This window comes from Saccharopolyspora sp. NPDC000995, from assembly GCF_053599315.1.
In genome coordinates this window covers 1-18,844 of sequence record NZ_JBSFLZ010000134.1, presented here as the reverse complement: position 1 = coordinate 18,844, position 18,844 = coordinate 1, and the positions used below count along the sequence as shown (strand labels likewise).

The 18,844-nt window shown below is 70.9% G+C and carries 1 protein-coding gene and 1 pseudogene; both read left to right on the top strand.

Features of this window, described 5'->3' with window-relative positions; translation table 11 throughout:
* Window positions 1-13,296: type I polyketide synthase (locus ACWDKQ_RS30250; RefSeq protein WP_450142178.1), on the top strand; the 13,296-nt coding region annotated here is incomplete at its 5' end.
* Between the two features lie 38 nt (window positions 13,297-13,334).
* Window positions 13,335-18,844, top strand: a pseudogene (locus ACWDKQ_RS30245) (SDR family NAD(P)-dependent oxidoreductase); the annotation flags it as partial.

Sequence of the window (18,844 nt, the reverse complement as noted above, 5' to 3'; positions counted from 1 at the left end):
GCACACGGCACCGGAACCCGGCTCGGCGACCCCATCGAAGCCCAAGCACTGCTGGCCACCTACGGCCAGGACCGCGAACACCCGCTGTGGCTGGGATCGGTGAAGTCCAACATCGGCCACACCCAGGCCGCCGCCGGAGTCGCAGGCGTCATCAAAATGGTCATGGCCATGCGCCACGGCGTCCTGCCCCGCACACTGCACGTCGAGGAACCCACCACCGAAGTCGACTGGAACACCGCAGCCGTCTGCCTGCTCACGCAAAACCAGGACTGGCCCGACACCGGACACCCACGCCGCGCGGGCATCTCCTCCTTCGGCATCAGCGGCACCAACGCCCACATCATCATCGAACAACCACCCGGCAGCGAGAAGACCGACGCGCCACGTCCCGAACTCACCGCTGTCGCCTGGGTGCTCTCCGCGAAGAGCCCAGCGGCGCTGCGCGCCCAGGCACGGCAGCTGCTCGCGGTCTGCGAACAGAACCCGGCCGACATCGGCTGGTCGCTGGCCACCTCCCGCGCGGCGCTGGACCACCGCGCCGCCGTGGTGGGCAGCACCAGCGCCGCACTCCGCGACGGACTGCAGGCTCTCGCAGACGGCGCACCTCATCCCGCAGTCACCGAAGGCGAAGCAGGCCCCGCCGGCAAGGTCGTGTTCGTATTCCCCGGACAGGGATCGCAATGGCCCGGCATGGGCGCCGACCTGCTCGACACCCACCCGGTCTTCACCGAGTGGATCAACCGCTGCGAACAAGCACTCGCACCATTCGTCGACTGGTCCCTCACCGACATCCTGCGAGACGAAGACGCCCCGCTCGACCGGGTGGACGTCGTCCAGCCCGCGCTGTGGGCGATGATGATCGCCCTCGCCGAAACCTGGCGCGACTTCGGAGTCGAACCAGCAGCCGTCATCGGCCACTCACAGGGCGAAATCGCCGCCGCCTTTGTCGCGGGCATCCTCACTCTCGAGGACTCCGCCCGCATCGTCGCACTCCGAAGCCAACTCATCGCCCAGCACCTCGCAGGCAAAGGCGCCATGGCCTCCATCGCCCTTCCCGCCGAAGAACTGGGCGAAACACTCACCAACCACCCAGACATCACCATCGCCGCGCTCAACGGACCACAATCCACCGTCATCGCCGGACCCCAACACCCACTCGAAACACTACTGTCCACACTGGAACAACAAGACGTCCGAGTCCGTCGCATCCCCGTCGACTACGCCTCCCACACCGCCCACGTCGACACCATTCAAGATCAGCTACTCAAGGCACTCGCCCCCATCACCCCGCACCAGGGCGCCATCCCGTTCCACTCCACCGTCACCACGACCCAGTTGGATGGCCCCGAACTCACCGCCGACTACTGGTACCGCAACCTCCGCCAACCAGTGCGGTTCCACCCCGTCGTGGAGAACCTCCACCCCGCTCACACCACCTTCATCGAACCCAGCCCCCACCCCGTCCTCACCACACCGATCCAGGAAACGACCGACGACGCCACCACCATCGGCGCCCTTCGCCGCGACAACGGCAGTCTCGCCCACCTCCTCACCGCCACCACCCGAGCCTGGACCACCGGGCACCCGGTCGACTGGACCAAGCTGTTCGAGAACACAGCAGCACAGCGCATCCCGCTGCCCACCTATCCCTTCCAGCGCACCCGCTACTGGCTCGATGCGCCGGTTCAGGCGGCGCCGACCGGGGACGGTGCGGATGCCGACTTCTGGCACGCGGTCGAACACGAGGACCTCGACGCTCTGGCGGCGATGCTCGCGGTGGACGACCGCGATCCGCGGGAAGCGCTGCGCCCCGCGCTGTCGCTGCTGTCGGACTGGCGCCGGGAGCGGGTCACCGGCCTGACCGTCGATTCCTGGCGCTACCAGGTCACCTGGCGACCGCTTGCCCCGCCGTCCAGTTCCCCGACCGGCCCCGGCCGGTACCTGGCCCTGGTCCCGGCGCAGCACGCTGACAGCCCCTCGGTCACCACCGTTCTCGGCGCGCTGGCGGCAGCGGGGGCCGAGATCACCTGCGCCGGCGCGCAGGACCGCGACTCGATCAGCGGGCAGCTCGCCGAGCACCGCCCGCAGCACGTCCTGTCGTTCCTCGCCTTCGCCGACGACGCGGTATCCGCAACGCTGGCGTTGCTGCAGGCCTGCGCGGACGCAGACCTGGACGGATCGGTGTGGTGCGTGACGTCCGGGGCGGTATCGGTCGGACGCGCCGACCGGCTCCGCAATCCCGACCAGGCAGCCGTGTGGGGCTTGGGGCAGGTGGCAGGGTTGGAACACCCTCAGTGGTGGAGCGGTCTCGTCGACCTGCTCGATGAGCCCGATGAGCGTGCCGCGGCGCGGATCGCGGCGGTGCTGACCGGTGCTGGGGAGGAGGACCAGCTCGCGGTGCGCGCCTCGGGCGTGTTCGTCCGGCGGCTGGCCCACGCCGCCGCCCCGTCGACCGAGCGGCGTTGGAGCACGGACGGGCCGGTGCTCATCACCGGTGGGACCGGAGCGCTGGGCGCCCACGTCGCGCGGTGGCTCGCCCGCTCGGGCGTGCAGCATCTCGTGCTCACCAGCCGCCGGGGGATCGAGGCCCCGGGTGCCCAGGAGCTGCGGGCCGAGCTGGAGGCGCTCGCACCCGGTGTCCGAGTCGACGTCGAGACGTGCGACGTCGCCGACCGGGCGGCGCTCGACCGGGTGCTCGACGCGCTGGACACCGCCGTGACCGCGGTGTTCCACACCGCAGGTGTGGGGACTGCCGCGTCTCTGCGCGAAACCGGCAGCGCACTCCTGGCGCAGGCGTGGGAGGGCAAGGCGCTCGGCGCCAAGAACCTCGACGACGCGTTCGCCGACACCGCGCTCGACGCATTCGTGCTGTTCTCCTCCGCCGCGGGCGTGTGGGGTGGCAGTGGGCAGGGTGCCTACGCCGCCGCCAACGCCTACCTGGACGCGTTGGCCCAGGCACGGCGGGACCGCGGCCTGCACGCCCTCGCCACCGCGTGGGGGACCTGGGGCGGCGACGGCATGGCGGCCCAGGGCGCGGCGCGGGATTCCTTGCACCGCTCGGGTTTGCCCGCCATGGAGCCCGAACTCGCCGTCGAGGCGCTGCGCCGGGCGCTGGACGTCGACGACACCTCGGTCGCGGTCGCCGACATCGCGTGGAACCGGTTCGCGCCCACGCTCAGCGCGGCGCGCCGCCGACCGTTGATCAGCGACCTCGCCGAGGCGCGGGCGGCGTTGGACGGGGCGGGCGCGGACGGGCCGGAGGCCCAGGACGACGGCTGGCGGCAACGGCTGTCCGGGCTCACCTCCACCGAGCGCAACCGCGCCCTGCTGGACCTGGTGCGCGCCGAGGTCGCAGCGGTACTCGGCCACTGCTCACCCGCCGAGATCACGCCGCGTGCGGCGTTCCGCGATCTCGGTCTCGACTCGCTCACCGCCGTCCAGCTGCGCAATCGCCTCAAGTCGGCGACCGGGTTGGCGCTGCCCACCACGCTGGTGTTCGACCACCCGTCGCCGGTCGCGCTGGTGGCGCACCTGGAGCGGGAGCTGCTGGGTGAGGTCGCACCGGCCGCCGCGACCACCGAGACCGCGTACCGGGACGACGATCCGGTGGTGATCGTCGCGATGAGCTGCCGCCTCCCCGGTGGCGCCGACTCGCCCGAATCGCTGTGGGACCTGGTCACCCTCGGCGGAGACGCGGTTTCCGGCTTCCCCACCGACCGCGGCTGGAACGTCGAGGGGATCTACGACCCGGGGCTGAGCAGGCCGGGCACCTCCTACGCCCGCGAAGGCGCCTTCGTACCGGAGGCCGCGGAGTTCGACGCGGAGTTCTTCGGCATCTCCCCGCGCGAGGCGGTCGCGATGGACCCGCAGCAGCGGCTGCTGCTGGAAACCTCCTGGGAGGCGTTCGAACGCGCGGGCATCGCGATCGACGGTCTGCGCGAGAGCCGGACCGGCGTGTTCGTCGGCGCCTCCACCTCGCACTACGAGACGCACGACAGCGCGCGGAGCGCGGAGGGCTATCTGATCACCGGCACGGCGACCGCCGTGCTGTCGGGCCGCATCTCCTACACCTTCGGGCTGGAAGGTCCCGCCGTCACGGTCGACACCGCCTGCTCGTCGTCGCTGGTCGCGCTGCACCTCGCGGCGCAGGCGCTGCGCAGCGGTGAGTGTTGCCTCGCGCTCGCCGGTGGCGTGACCGTGATGTCCACGCCGGCGGCATTCGTGGAGTTCAGCCGGCAGCGGGGGCTCGCCGCCGACGGCCGGTGCAAGGCGTTCGCTGCTGCGGCGGACGGCACAGGTTGGGGCGAGGGCGCCGGGATCGTGCTGCTGGAGAGGCTGTCGGACGCCCGGCGCAACGGTCATCCCGTGCTCGCCGTGCTCCGCGGTTCGGCGGTCAACCAGGACGGCGCGTCCAACGGCCTCAGCGCACCCAACGGTCCTTCGCAGCAGCGGGTGATCCGGCAGGCGCTGGCCAACGCAGGGCTCCATCCGTCCGAAGTGGACGCCGTCGAGGGCCACGGCACCGGGACCCGGCTCGGCGACCCCATCGAAGCCCAAGCACTGCTGGCCACCTACGGCCAGGACCGCGAACACCCGCTGTGGCTGGGCTCGGTGAAGTCCAACATCGGGCACACTCAGTCCGCCGCCGGCGTGGCGGGGGTGATCAAGATGGTCATGGCCATGCGGCACGGCCTGCTGCCGCGCACGCTGCACGTCGACGAACCCACTCCGCACGTCGACTGGGCCTCCGGGGAGATCTCGCTGCTCATCGAGGACCAGCCGTGGCCGGAGGTCGACCGGCCGCGCCGGGTCGGGGTGTCGGCGTTCGGCGTCGGTGGGACGAATGCGCACGTGATCATCGAGCAGGCGACGGAGCCGGAGCCCTTGGCGGATACCGGTACTCCCCCACCGGTCGTGCCGTGGGTGCTCTCGGCTCGCGACGAGTCCGCGCTGTCGGCGCTCGCCGGGCAGCTCGCCCGCCGGGTCGGCGATGACGCCTCGGTGCTCGACATCGGCTACTCGTTGGCCACGACCCGCATCGCGCTGGAAGAGCGAGCGGTGCTGATCGGCGGTGACGTCGACGAGCGCAGGCGGGCGCTGGCCGAACTGGCGGAGGGCCGGGTGCCGCCGGGTGTGATCCGCGGCCGGGTGGCCGAGGGCGGTCTGGTGATGGTGTTCTCCGGGCAAGGAACCCAGCGCCTGGGCATGGGCCGCGAGCTCTACGACGCCTACCCGGTCTACGCCGAGGCCTTCGACACCACCTGCACCGAACTCGATCTCCACCTCCCCCGGCCGCTGCACGAAGTGGTCTTCGGCGATGATCCAGACCTGCTCGACCAAACCCAGTACACCCAACCAGCCCTGTTCGCCTTCCAAACCGCCCTCTACCGGCTGTGGGAATCCTGGGGAATCACACCCGAAATCGTCACCGGGCACTCCATCGGCGAAATCACCGCCGCCCACATCGCCGGTGTTCTCACCCTCACCGACGCCGCCACACTGATCACCACTCGCGGCCGTCTCATGCAATCCCTGCCCGCAGGGGGCGCGATGGTGGCCATCAACGCCGCCGAGAGCGAAGTGCTACCCCAGCTGGCCGGGTTCGAGGACGAGGTCGGCATCGCCGCCATCAACGGACCGAACTCCCTCGTCCTCTCCGGCGATCACGAAGCACTCGCCACGATCGCCCAAGGTCTGAAGCACCGCACCACGTGGCTGCGCGTCTCCCACGCCTTCCACTCACCACTGATGAACCCCATCCTCGACGAATTCCGCACCACCGTGGAAAACCTGACCTTCGCCGCACCCACCATCCCGCTCGTCTCCACCGTCACCGGACAACCCGCTGACCACCGCACGCTCGCCGACCCCGAACACTGGATCCGCCACGCCCGCCAAACCGTCCGCTTCGCCGACGCCACCGCACACATCGAAGCGGCACACCTCGAAATCGGCCCAACCGGATCGCTGATCCCCCACCTGCCCGCCGGCGCCATCGCCAGTCTCCGCAGCAAGCAGCCCGAAACCCAGTCGCTGGCAACCGCACTCGCCAGTGTCGTGGCGACCGGGGCCGACCCCGACTGGCACGCCTACTTCGCCGGCACCGGCGCCCGCGCCGTAGCACTGCCGACCTACCCGTTCCAGCGCCGGCACTACTGGCTCGACGGGACGGCGCCCACCACCACTGGCGAGGAGACCGCGGACGAGTCCGAAACCCGTTTCTGGGACGCCGTCGAGCGCCAGGACCTCTCGGCGCTGTCGCAAGAGGTGGGCGACGACCACGAGGCGCTCACCGCCGCGCTGCCGGTGCTCGCGGACTGGCGGCGCCGCAAGCGCGATCAGTCCGTTGTGGACTCCTGGCGCTACCGCGTGAGCTGGACGCCGCTGCGCGCCCCCGCTCAGAGCCTCGCGGGAACGTGGCTCGCAGTGGTACCGGAGTCCTGCCGCGACGACGCGGAGATCGCTGCGGTTCTCGGCGCGCTGCGCGACGGTGGTGCCGACGTCCGAGTCGTGCACGATGCGGAGGTCGGCGACTGCACCGGTCTTTCCGGTGTGCTGTCCCTGCTGGCCTTCGACGAACGGCCCGACGAGCAGCACCCGCCGTTGTCTCGCGGGATCACCGCGACCATCGCGCTGATCCACCAGCTGCAGCGGGCAGGATCGACCGCGCCGCTGTGGTGCGCGACGCGGGGCGCCGTCGCCATCGGCCACTCCGAGCAGTTGCGGTCGCCGGTCCAGGCGCAGATCTGGGGCGCGGGCCGTGCGGTCGCGCTCGAATGGCCGCAGAGCTGGGGCGGGCTCATCGATCTGCCTCCGACCCTCGACGAGCGCGTGTTATCCGCGCTGCCCGCGCTGCTCGCCGGCTCCGGTGGCGAGGACCAGCTCGCCCTGCGTTCCTCCGGGGTGCTCGCCCGGCGGCTCGTCCGCGCCCCGCACGCAGCGCCGAGCGGCCCGGAATGGACACCGCGTGGCACGGTGCTGATCACCGGCGGTACCGGGGCGCTGGGTGCGCACGTCGCCCGCTGGCTCGCCCGCCGCGGGGCGGAGCATCTGCTGCTCGTCAGCCGCCGCGGCCCGGCAGCGCCGGGGGTCGCGGCGCTGGAGGCCGAACTGTCCGCGTCGGGTGCCGATGTGACCATCGCCGCGTGCGACGTCGCCGATCGCGCGTCCCTGGCGGAACTACTCGCGGGCATACCGCAGCAGCGACCGCTGACGGCTGTCGTGCACACCGCAGGCGTCGGCCAGCGCAACCCGTTGTCCGAGACCGGAATCGACGAGTTCGCCGAGGTCGTGCTGGCGAAGACGGCAGGCGCGACGCATCTCGACGAGCTGACCGGCGACCGGGAGCTGGATGCTTTCGTTCTGTTCTCGTCCGTCTCGGCGACCTGGGGCAGCGGTGGCCAGGCGGCCTACGGCGCCGCCAACGCCTACCTCGACGCGCTCGCGCGGCGGCGCCGCGACCGCGGGCTCACCGCGACGTCGGTCGCATGGGGCCCGTGGGACGACGGCGGCATGGCAGAGGGAGCGGCGGGCGAGCACTCGCGCCGCCGCGGCCTGGTGCCGCTGCCGCCCGGGCCGGCGATCTCGGCGCTGGAACAGACGGTGCGCGAGGCCGACCCGTGCCTCACGGTCGCGGACGTGCGCTGGGATGACTTCCTGCCGCTGTTCGTCTCCGCCCGCCCCAGCCCGCTGCTGTCCGGGCTGCCGGAGTCGCGGCGAGTCCTCGGCTCCGGTCAGGAGACGGACACCGGGCCCGCGCACCGGCTCGCCGCGCTCGGCCCCGCCGAGCGGCGGTCGCACCTGCTGTCCGTGATCACGGTGGAGGCCGCAGCGGTGCTCGGCCACGCGACGCCCGACGGAGTGGAGCCGGACCGGGCGTTCCGCGACCTCGGATTCGACTCGCTCACCGCGGTCGAGCTGCGCAACCGTCTCGGCGCGGCGCTGGGCATCGCGCTCCCGGCGACGATGGTCTTCGATCACCCGACGCCGCACCGACTGGTGTCCCACCTCTGCTCGCTGTTCGCCGATGAGCCGCGCGAGGAGCGCAACGCCGACACCGCGGTCGAGGTGTCCGCGGAACCGCTCGCGATCGTGGGCATGGGCTGCCGCTTCCCCGGCGGCGTGCACAGCCCCGATCAGCTGTGGGAGCTGGTGCGCGCGGGCCGCGACGCGGTCTCCGGGTTCCCCACCGACCGGGGGTGGGACCTGGGTGCCCTGCTGACGACCGCGCCGGGTGAGCACGGCGGCAGCACGGCGACCGAGGGTGGGTTCCTCCACGAGATGGCCGACTTCGACGCGGCGTTCTTCGGGATCTTCCCGCGCGAAGCGCTCGCCATGGACCCGCAGCAGCGGCTGCTGTTGGAGACCGCGTGGGAAACCTTCGAACGCTCCGGCATCGATCCGGCGTCGTTGCACGGCAGCCGCACCGGCGTGTTCGTCGGCGGCAACAGCCAGGACTACGTCTCGTTGCTGCACAACGGCGCCCAGGGCACCGAGGGCTACCTCCTCACCGGCAACACGACCAGCGTGGCGTCGGGGCGGATCTCCTACACCTTCGGACTCGAAGGGCCTGCGGTGACCGTGGACACGGCCTGCTCGTCGTCGCTGGTCGCACTGCACCTCGCGGCGCAGGCACTGCGCAACGGCGAATGCACCATGGCGCTGGCCGGCGGTGTGACCGTGATGTCCACGCCGAGGACGTTCACCGAGTTCAGCAGGCAGGGCGGCCTCGCCGCGGACGGCCGCTGCAAGGCATTCTCCAGCACCGCCGACGGAACAGGCTGGGGCGAAGGCGTCGGCCTGATCCTCGTCGAACGCCTCTCGGACGCACGACGCAACAACCACCCGGTGCTGGCGATCGTCCGCGGTTCGGCGATCAACCAGGACGGCGCGTCCAACGGTCTCACCGCGCCGAACGGGCTGTCCCAGCAGGGCGTCATCCGCCAAGCGCTGGCCAACGCCGGACTCCGACCATCCGAAGTGGACGTGGTCGAAGCGCACGGCACCGGAACCCGGCTCGGCGACCCGATCGAAGCCCAAGCGCTGCTGGCCACCTACGGGCAGGACCGGGACCATCCGCTGTGGCTCGGGTCTATCAAGTCGAACATCGGGCACACCCAGTCCGCCGCCGGCGTGGCGGGAGTGATCAAGATGGTCATGGCCATGCAGCACGGCCTGCTGCCGCGAACGCTGCACGTCGACGAACCCACGGGTGAGGTCGACTGGGCCGCGGGCGCCGTCGCGCTGCTGACCGAGGACCGGGCCTGGCCCGAGCATCCCCGGCCCCGACGCGCGGGTGTCTCGTCGTTCGGGGTGAGCGGAACCAACGCCCACGTGATCCTCGAACAAGCGCCTGCCCTTGACGAGCCCGACGCGCCGGGCCCCGATCTCGCGGCGGCGCCTTGGGTGCTGTCCGGGCGCACCGAGTCGGCGGTGCGGGCGCAGGCGGCCCGGCTGGCCGAGCAGCTGGCCGATGACGCCTCGGTCGTGGACACCGCCTGGTCGCTGGCCACCACCCGAGCTGCTTTCGAGGAACGCGCCGTCGTGGTGACAGGGGATCTCGACGAGCGCAGGAAAGCGTTGCAGACGTTCGCGGAGGGCCAGGCGCCACCGGAGGTGATCACCGGCCGAGCGTCCGAAGGTGGGCTGGTCATGGTGTTCTCCGGCCAAGGAACCCAACGACTCGCAATGGGACGCGAACTCTACGACACCTACCCCGCCTACGCCGACGCCTTCGACACCGCCTGCACCGAACTCGACCCGCACCTCCCCCATCCACTACGCGACGTCATCTTCGGCGACGACCCGAACCTGCTCAACCAAACCCAATACGCGCAGCCAGCTTTGTTCGCCTTCCAAACCGCGCTCTATCGACTGTGGGAATCCTGGGGCATCACACCCGAAATCGTCACTGGCCACTCCATCGGCGAGATCACCGCAGCCCACATCACCGGTGTCCTCACCCTCACCGACGCCGTCACGTTGATCGCAGTACGTGGACGGCTGATGCAATCCCTGCCTGAGGGCGGAGCGATGGTGGCCATCAACGCCACCGAAAATGAGATCCTCCCCCACCTCGCCGGATACGAAGACGAGATCGGCATCGCCGCCGTCAACGGGCCCGGCTCCCTCGTCCTCTCCGGCGATCAGGCCACGCTGCGTGAAATCACCGACTCCCTGAGCCAGCGTCGCACCACCTGGTTGCGGGTCTCCCACGCCTTCCACTCACCACTCATGAACCCCATCCTCGACGAATTCCGCACCACCGTGGAAAACCTGACCTTCGCCATACCGAACCTGCCGCTCGTCTCCACCGTCACCGGAGATCTCGCCGCCCACCAAACTCTTACCAATCCTGAACACTGGATCCGGCACGCCCGCAACACCGTCCGCTTCGCCGACGCCATCACCACCATCGCCGCCCGAAACCCGTCCACACACCTGGAAATCGGCCCCAACGCCGCGTTGATTCCGCACCTTCCCACCGGCGCCATCGCCAGTCTCCGCGGCAAGCAGCCCGAAGCCCAGTCGCTGGCAACCGCACTCGCCCGCCTCGTCGTCAACGGCATCAACCCCGACTGGCGGAACTACTTCAACCACATCAACGCCCACCCCACCCCACTGCCCACCTACCCGTTCCAACGCACCCGCTACTGGCCGGACGCCGTCAACGGCTCGCATCACGTCAACGCAGCGCACCCGCTGCTGACCAACGCGGTGGAACTCGCGCACAGCAACGGCGTGCTGCTCACCGCCCGGCTCTCCACCGCAAGCCACCCGTGGCTCGCCGACCACGTCGTCGCGGGCTCTGTGGTGTTCCCCGGCGCCGCGTTCGTCGAGCTCGTCCTGCACGCCACCCAGCAGGCCGGGTTGCGCAACATCGAGGAGCTCACGCTCGAAAACCCGTTGCTGCTGCCCGAGAACGACACGGTCGAGGTGCAAGTGGCGGTGGCCGAACCGGACCGCGACGGCCGTCGAGCGGTCACCGTCCACTCCAGGACCGAGGAGTACGGCGACGCGTGGCAGCTGCACGCCACCGGCGTCATCGACGCCACGCCCGTGCCCGAACCGTCTTGGTCCCTGGCCGCCTGGCCTCCACCGGAGGCGGTCGAACTGCCCGTGGCCGAGGTCTACGCCGAGTTCGCGGCCGCCGGTCTCGACTACGGCCCGTTCTTCCAGGGGCTCCGGTCGGCGTGGCGAGCGGGCGAGGACGTGGCGGTCGAGGTGGCGCTGCCCAGCGGCGAGGAGCACCACGCCGCGGGTTTCGGCCTGCACCCGGCGCTGCTGGATTCCGTGCTGCACGGCACCGGCATCGGCCGGATGTTCGGTGCCGACGACCAGGCCCGGCTGCCGTTCTCGTGGTCCGGCGTGACCTACTACGCCGCCGGCGCGCCGGTGCTGCGGGCGCTGTTGTCCCCGAAGGGGGAGGACGCGGTGGCGATGCGGGTCGCGGACGCCGCAGGCAGGCCCGTCGCGGCGGTGGACCTGCTGACGATGCGGAAGATCACGCCGGAAAAGCTCGCGAACACGCGGAACTCCTTGCTCGTGGAGAGCTGGCAGCCGAGGGAGACACCGGCAACGGCAACGACGTTCGCCGTGCTCGGCGACGAGCACGAGCCGGAAGGCGCCACGCACCTCCTGCTGATGGTGCGCAACAGCGACAGCCCCGAGCCCGACATCGCGCTGACGACAGCCGCGACCGTGCTGAGCGCGATCCAGTCCGTCACCGACGAAAGCACGCTCGTGGTCCTAACCTCGAAGGCGGTCGCGGTGGACGCCGAACCGGCGCCGGCGGGGGCAGCCGTCTGGGGACTCGTCCGCGCGGCGCAGGCCGAACGGCCGGGCCGCGTGATGCTGGTCGACACCGACGACGAGAAGAGCTCGTGGGATGCGCTTCCACACGCGTTGACCAGCGACGAACCACAGCTCGCACTGCGCAGGGGGAAGATCCTCGTGCCCCGGCTCGTCCCCGCCACCGCCGCTGTTCCCAGCACACCGGACTGGAGTTCCAGCACAATCCTGATCACCGGTGCTTCCGGCGCGCTGGGCAGGCTCGTCGCACGCCACCTGGTCGACGCGCACGGTGTCCGCGACCTCGTCCTGCTCAGCCGCGCCGGCGACGCCCCGGAACCCGCCGGTGCCGCCGTCACGCATATCGCCTGCGACCTCACCGATCAACGGCAGATCTCCGAGGCACTCGCCGTCGTCCCGCGTGACCGGCCGCTGACCATCGTGCACTGCGCGGGCACGCTCGATGACGCCACGATCGAGCACCAGACGCCGGAGCGCCTGCAGCGCACCTTCGCCCCCAAAGCCACCGCAGCCTGGCACCTCCACCAACACACCCAACACCACCCCACCACACTCATCCTCTTCTCCTCCGCCGCAGCAACCCTCGGCTCACCCGGCCAAACCAACTACGCCGCAGCCAACGCCTACCTCCACGCACTCACCCACCTCCGCACCTCCCACCACCAACCCACCACCACCATCGCCTGGGGCCCCTGGACCACCGGCATGACACACAACCTCACCAGCGCCGACCGCCGGCGGATCGCCGAGACTGGCCTCATCCCGATCGACGAGGCCCACGGGCTCGCGCTGTTCGACGCGGCCTTGGCCGGCAACGAGCCGGTCGTCCTGCCGCTGCCGGTGAACAGGGCGGCGCTGTGCCGTCGTGCGGCCGACGGCCCGCTGCCCGCCGTGCTGCGCAATATGGCACCGCCGCCGGTGCGCGCCGCCACGGCCGCCCCGACCATGACGCAGCAGGCACTGGCAGACACGCTTCGTGGCCTGCCTGCGCACGAGCAGGACGAGCGGCTGGCGCAACTCGTTCGCGGCCGCATCGCCGCCGTGCTTGGCCACGGCTCACCCGAGGCGGTTCCGATGGATCAGCAGTTCACCGACCTCGGGTTCGACTCGCTGATGTCCGTCGAACTGCGCGGGGCGCTGGAGGCTGCGACCGGGCTGCGCCTGCCCGCCACGCTGGTCTTCGACCATCCCACGCCCGCCGGAGTGCACGAGCTCCTGCACGGCGAACTGCTCTCCGGCGAATCGTCCGCACCGGAGGCCGTCTTCGCCGAGATCGACCGGCTGGAAACGAATCTGGCCCGCCTCGGCGAGCAGCATGCGGCGCGGGTGCGCAGCCGGATCTGGTCGTTGCTCGCCGCCTGGGAGGACACCGGCACCGGCGTCGACACCGGCAGCGACGACGAACTGGCGGACGCGGATTTGGAAGCGACCCTGGGAATCATCGACGACGAACTCGGCCGATCTGACGAAAGTGACGCGAAGTGAGCGAGGAAAAGACACTCAAGTACCTCAAGCGGCTCACGGCCGAACTGCGCGACACCCGCAAGCGGCTGCGCGCGGCCGAGGAGAGTAACCGCGAGCCGCTCGCCGTCGTCGGAATGGCGTGCCGCTACCCGGGCAGCGTGACCACGCCGGAGCAGCTGTGGCACCTGGTCGAGTCCGGGCGGGACGCGATCGGCGAGTTCCCCCGCGACCGCGGCTGGAACATCGACGGGCTGCAGTCCGCCCGCCCCGGCGAGGCGGGCAGCAGCGACACCCAGCAGGGCGGTTTCCTCTACGACGCGGCGGAATTCGACGCGGCGTTCTTCGGCATCTCCCCGCGCGAGGCGCTCGCGATGGACCCGCAGCAACGGCTGCTGCTGGAAACCGCGTGGGAGGCGGTGGAACGCGCCCGAATCGTGCCCGACAGCCTGCGCGGCAGCCGCACCGGTGTCTTCGCCGGGCTCATGTACCACGACTACGCCTCGCGCCTGGCCAGGATTCCGGACGTCGTGGAGGGATATCTCGGCACCGGGAACTCCGGCAGCATCGCATCGGGGAGGCTCGCCTACACCCTCGGGTTGGAAGGTCCCGCCGTCACGATCGACACGGCCTGCTCCTCGTCACTGGTGGCGCTGCATCTCGCCGGTCAGGCGCTGCGGCGGTCGGAGTGCTCGCTCGCGCTGGTCGGCGGCGTGACCGTGATGGCGAGTCCGGCACCGTTCATCGACTTCAGCAGGCAGCAGGGCCTCTCGTCGGACGGGAGGTGCAAGGCGTTCTCCAGCACGGCCGACGGCACCGGCTGGGCCGAGGGCGCGGGCATGCTGGTCGTCGAGCGGCTGTCCGACGCGCTCCGCAACGGGCATCCGATCCTGGCCGTCGTGCGCGGCACGGCGGTGAACCAGGACGGCAGGTCCAACGGCCTCACCGCGCCGAACGGGCCGTCGCAGCAGCAGGTGATCCGCGATGCCCTCATCGACGCGGGGTTGCGCGCGGAACAGGTCGACGCCGTCGAGGCGCACGGCACCGGGACCCGGCTCGGCGACCCGATAGAAGCCCAGGCCTTGCTGGCCACCTACGGGCAGAACCGGGAAGAGGCGCTGCGGCTCGGCTCGATCAAGTCCAACATCGGGCACACCCAAGCCGCCGCGGGCATCGCGGGCATCATCAAGATGATCATGTCCATGCGGCACGGCGTCCTGCCGCGCACGCTGCACGTCGATGAGCCGGCCCCGGAGGTCGACTGGAGCTCCGGCGCGGTCGCGCTGCTGACGGAACCGGTCGCCTGGCCGCAGCGGGACGGAACCCGCCGCGCGGGTGTGTCCTCGTTCGGCTTCAGCGGGACGAATGCGCACGTGATCCTGGAGGAGGCGCCGGCACCGGAGTCCGATCCCGACGCTGGAACGCCTCCGCCGGTCGTACCGTGGGTGCTGTCGGCCAGGACTCCGGAGGCCCTGCGCGCCCAGGCAACCCGGCTCGCGGACCACCTCGGCGACGGCGGCTCGGTGCTCGACGTGGGCTTCTCGCTGGCCACCACCCGCGCTGCCTTCGAGGAACGCGCCGTCGTGGTGACAGGGGACATCGACGAGCGCAGGAAGGCGTTGCAGTCGTTCGCGGAGGACCAGGCGCCACCGGAGGTGATCACCGGCCGGGCGAGCGAGGGCGGACTGGTGATGGTGTTCTCCGGCCAAGGAACCCAACGCCTGGGCATGGGCCGCGAGCTCTACGACACCTACCCCGCCTACGCCGAGGCCTTCGACACCACCTGCGCCGAACTCGACCCGCACCTCCCTCATCCACTCCGCGGGGTCGTCTTCGGCGACGACGAGGATCTGCTCAACCAAACCCAATACGCGCAGCCAGCTTTGTTCGCCTTCCAAACCGCGCTCTACCGGCTGTGGGAATCCTGGGGAATCACACCAGAAGTCGTCACCGGCCACTCCATCGGCGAAATCACCGCCGCCCACATCACCGGTGTCCTCACACTCACCGACGCCGCAATCCTCGTCACCACCCGCGGCCGCCTCATGCAAACCCTTCCCGAGGGCGGCGCCATGGTCGCCATCAACGCAACCGAAGACGAAGTACGAGCCCATCTGGCCGGGTTCGAAGACAACATCGGCATCGCCGCCATCAACAGACCGGACTCGCTCGTCCTCTCCGGCGATCACACCGCACTGCTCAAAGTCACCGGGAAACTCCACGCACACCCCACCTGGCTGCGCGTCTCACACGCCTTCCACTCACCGCTGATGAACCCCGTCCTCGACGAGTTCCGCACCACCGTGGCCGGCCTGTCCTTCGAAGCGCCCACCATCTCGCTTGTCTCCACCGTCACCGGACAACCCGTCAACGACAGCACTCTCGCCGACCCCGAACACTGGGTGCGCCACGCCCGCCAGACCGTCCGCTTCGCCGACGCGCTCGCCACCACCGCCGCCCGAAACCCGGCCGCACACCTGGAAATCGGCCCCAACGCCGCCCTGACCCCGCACATCACCGGCACCGTCGCGACATCACTGCGGCGCGACAAGCCCGAGCCCGAAGCCCTCGCCGCCGCGCTCGCACTCCTCGTGGCCAACGGCATCGATCCCGACTGGCACGCATACTTCGCCGGCACCGGCGCGCGCCCCGCACCGCTGCCCACGCATGCGTTCCAACGCACGCGGTACTGGCTCGAAGCGGCCGAAGCAACCGGCGGCTCGGGTCACCCGCTGCTGGACACTGCGATCGGGCTCGCCGACGGCGGCCGGATGCTCCTGACCGGCACTCTCGCCCTGTCCTCGCACCCGTGGCTCGCCGAGCACGCCGTGCACGGCGACGTGCTGCTGCCCGGCGCCGCGTTCGTCGAGCTGGCGCTGCACGCCGGGCAACAGGCAGGCCACTCCTTCCTGGCGGAGCTCACGCTCGGCGAGCCGCTCGTCCTCGACGAGGACACCTGCGTCGAACTCCAGGTCCTGCTGGACGAACCGGGCGCCGACGGGCGAGCCGTCACCGTCTTCTCCCGCGCCGCCGACGCGCCGCCCGGCGAGCCGTGGACCAAGCACGCCGAGGGCCTGCTCACCGCGGCGACCCCGGATTCCGCCGAGGACCTCACCCCCTGGCCACCCGCGGACGCCACACCCGTGGACACCGACGCGGTCTACGCCGACCTGCCCGGTCTGAGCTACGGGCCCGCCTTCCAGGGACTGCGCCGGGCATGGGTGCGCGACGACGTGGTGTTCGCCGAGGTCGACTTGGACGAGGCGCAGCACGCGGACGCGGACCGGTTCGCGGTGCACCCGGCGCTGCTGGACTCCGCCCTGCACCCCATCGGGCTCGGCAAGTTCCTCGACGACACGAGCGCGCCGTCCGTGCCGTTCTCCTGGAGCGGTGTGGCCGTGCACGCGGTCAACCCCCGGTTCCTGCGGGTGCGGATCTCCCCGGCGGGCCAGGATGCGGTGTCGCTGCTGCTCGCCGACCCGTCCGGCCGTCCGTTGCTCGAAGTCTCCCGGCTCGCGCTGCGCCCGCTCCCGCAGTCCCGGACCAGCCAGGTTGGTCGTTCGCTGTTCCGGACCGCCTGGGTGCCGTCACCACCCGCGGAACGCACCGCGGAGACGGATGTGGTCTTCCTGCCGTTCCACCCGGGCGACGACGACGCGGAACGCGCTGCGGTGCGAGCGCTCGAAGTCCTGCAGAACTGGCTGACCGACGAGCGCTCCGCCACCGCGCGGCTCGCCCTGGTCACCACCGGCTCCTACCTCGTCGACGAGGACGCGCCCGCCGACGTGTCCGCGGCGCTGGCGAACGCCGCGGTGTGGGGGCTGACGAGGTCGGCGCAGTCCGAGCACCCGGACCGGTTCGTCCTGCTCGACGTCGACGATCTCGACTCGTCGTGGCGCACCGCGGCCACCGCTGCCATCGCCGCGGGCGAGACGCAGATCGCGATCCGGAGGGGCGAGTCGCACGTGCCGCGGTTGGTGCACGAGAAGCCGGGCACGAACAGCGGGCCGGACTGGTCGGCGGGCACGGTGCTCATCACCGGAGCCACCGGTGCGCTGGGCGGCCTCATCGCCCGGCATCTCGTGCGCACGCACGGCGCGCGCGACCTGCTGCTGCTCGCACGCCGGCCGGTCCCGCCCGAGCTGCGGGACGATCTGGTGGCAGCCGGAGCTCGCGTGACATCCGTCGCGTGCGACCTCACCGACCGCGAGCAGCTCGCCGCCGCGCTCGACGGCCAGGAGCTGAGCGTGATCGTGCACTGCGCAGGTGCCATCGACGACGCGGTCCTCACCAACCAGACGCCTGGGCATCTGCACCGCACCTTCGCCCCCAAAGCCACCGCAGCCTGGCACCTCCACCAACACACCCAACACCACCCCACCACACTCATCCTCTTCTCCTCCGCCGCAGCAACCCTCGGCTCACCCGGCCAAACCAACTACGCCGCAGCCAACGCCTACCTCCACGCACTCACCCAGCTGCGCACCACCCACCACCAACCCACCACCACCATCGCCTGGGGCCCCTGGACCACCGGCATGACACACAACCTCACCAGCCTGCGGCGGGGCATGCGGCCGCTGCGGGAGGAGGAAGGTCTCCAGCTCTTCGACGCCGCGCTCGCCGCGGACTCGCGAGTGGTCGTCCCGATGCACCTGGACGCCCACGCGTTCACCGCCGACACCGGCTCCGTGCCCGCCCTGCTGCGCGCTCTCGTGCCAGCCCTCCGGCGTCGTGCCGCCGCGCGGGAGTCGGACACGTTCGCCGAGCGGTTGCGCCGCATGACCTCGGCCGATCAGGGCGCGGCCCTGCTCAGCCTCGTCCGCGAGCAGGTCGCGGCCGTGCTCGGGCACGACGACCCGCTCACGGTCGATCCTGCCCAGGCGTTCCACGATCTCGGCTTCGATTCGCTCACGTCCGTCGAGTTCCGCAACCGCCTGAACACGGCGACCGGGCTGCAACTCCCGGCAACGCTCGTCTTCGACCACCCGAACGCGACCGCGCTCGTCGAGCACCTGCGGCCTGAACTCCTCGGCGCGCCCGCACGAAACTCCGAACCGCTGGCGTTGGCCTCGACCGACAGCGATCCGATCGTGATCGTCGGCATGGCGTGCCGCTATCCCGGCGGTGTCGAGACGCCGGAGGAGCTGTGGCATCTCGTCGTGTCCGAGAACGACGCCATATCGGCCTTTCCCACCGACCGCGGATGGGACGTGGCGAGGCTCTACGACCCGGCGGGTGAAGCGCCCGGCACGTCCTACGTGCGGCAGGGCGGTTTCCTGCACGACGCGGCGGAGTTCGACGCCGCCCTGTTCGGGATCTCACCACGCGAAGCGCTGGCCATGGACCCGCAGCAGCGCCTGCTGCTGGAAACCGCGTGGGAAACCTTCGAACGCGCCGGATTCGACCCGACGTCACTGCGCGGCAGCCGGACCGGCGTGTTCACCGGCGTCATGTACAACGACTACGCCGGGCGTTTCGACCAGGCACCCGAGGAAGTCGCCGGCCACCTCGGCAACGGCAGCGCGGGCAGCATCGCCTCCGGCCGCATCTCCTACACCTTCGGGCTCGA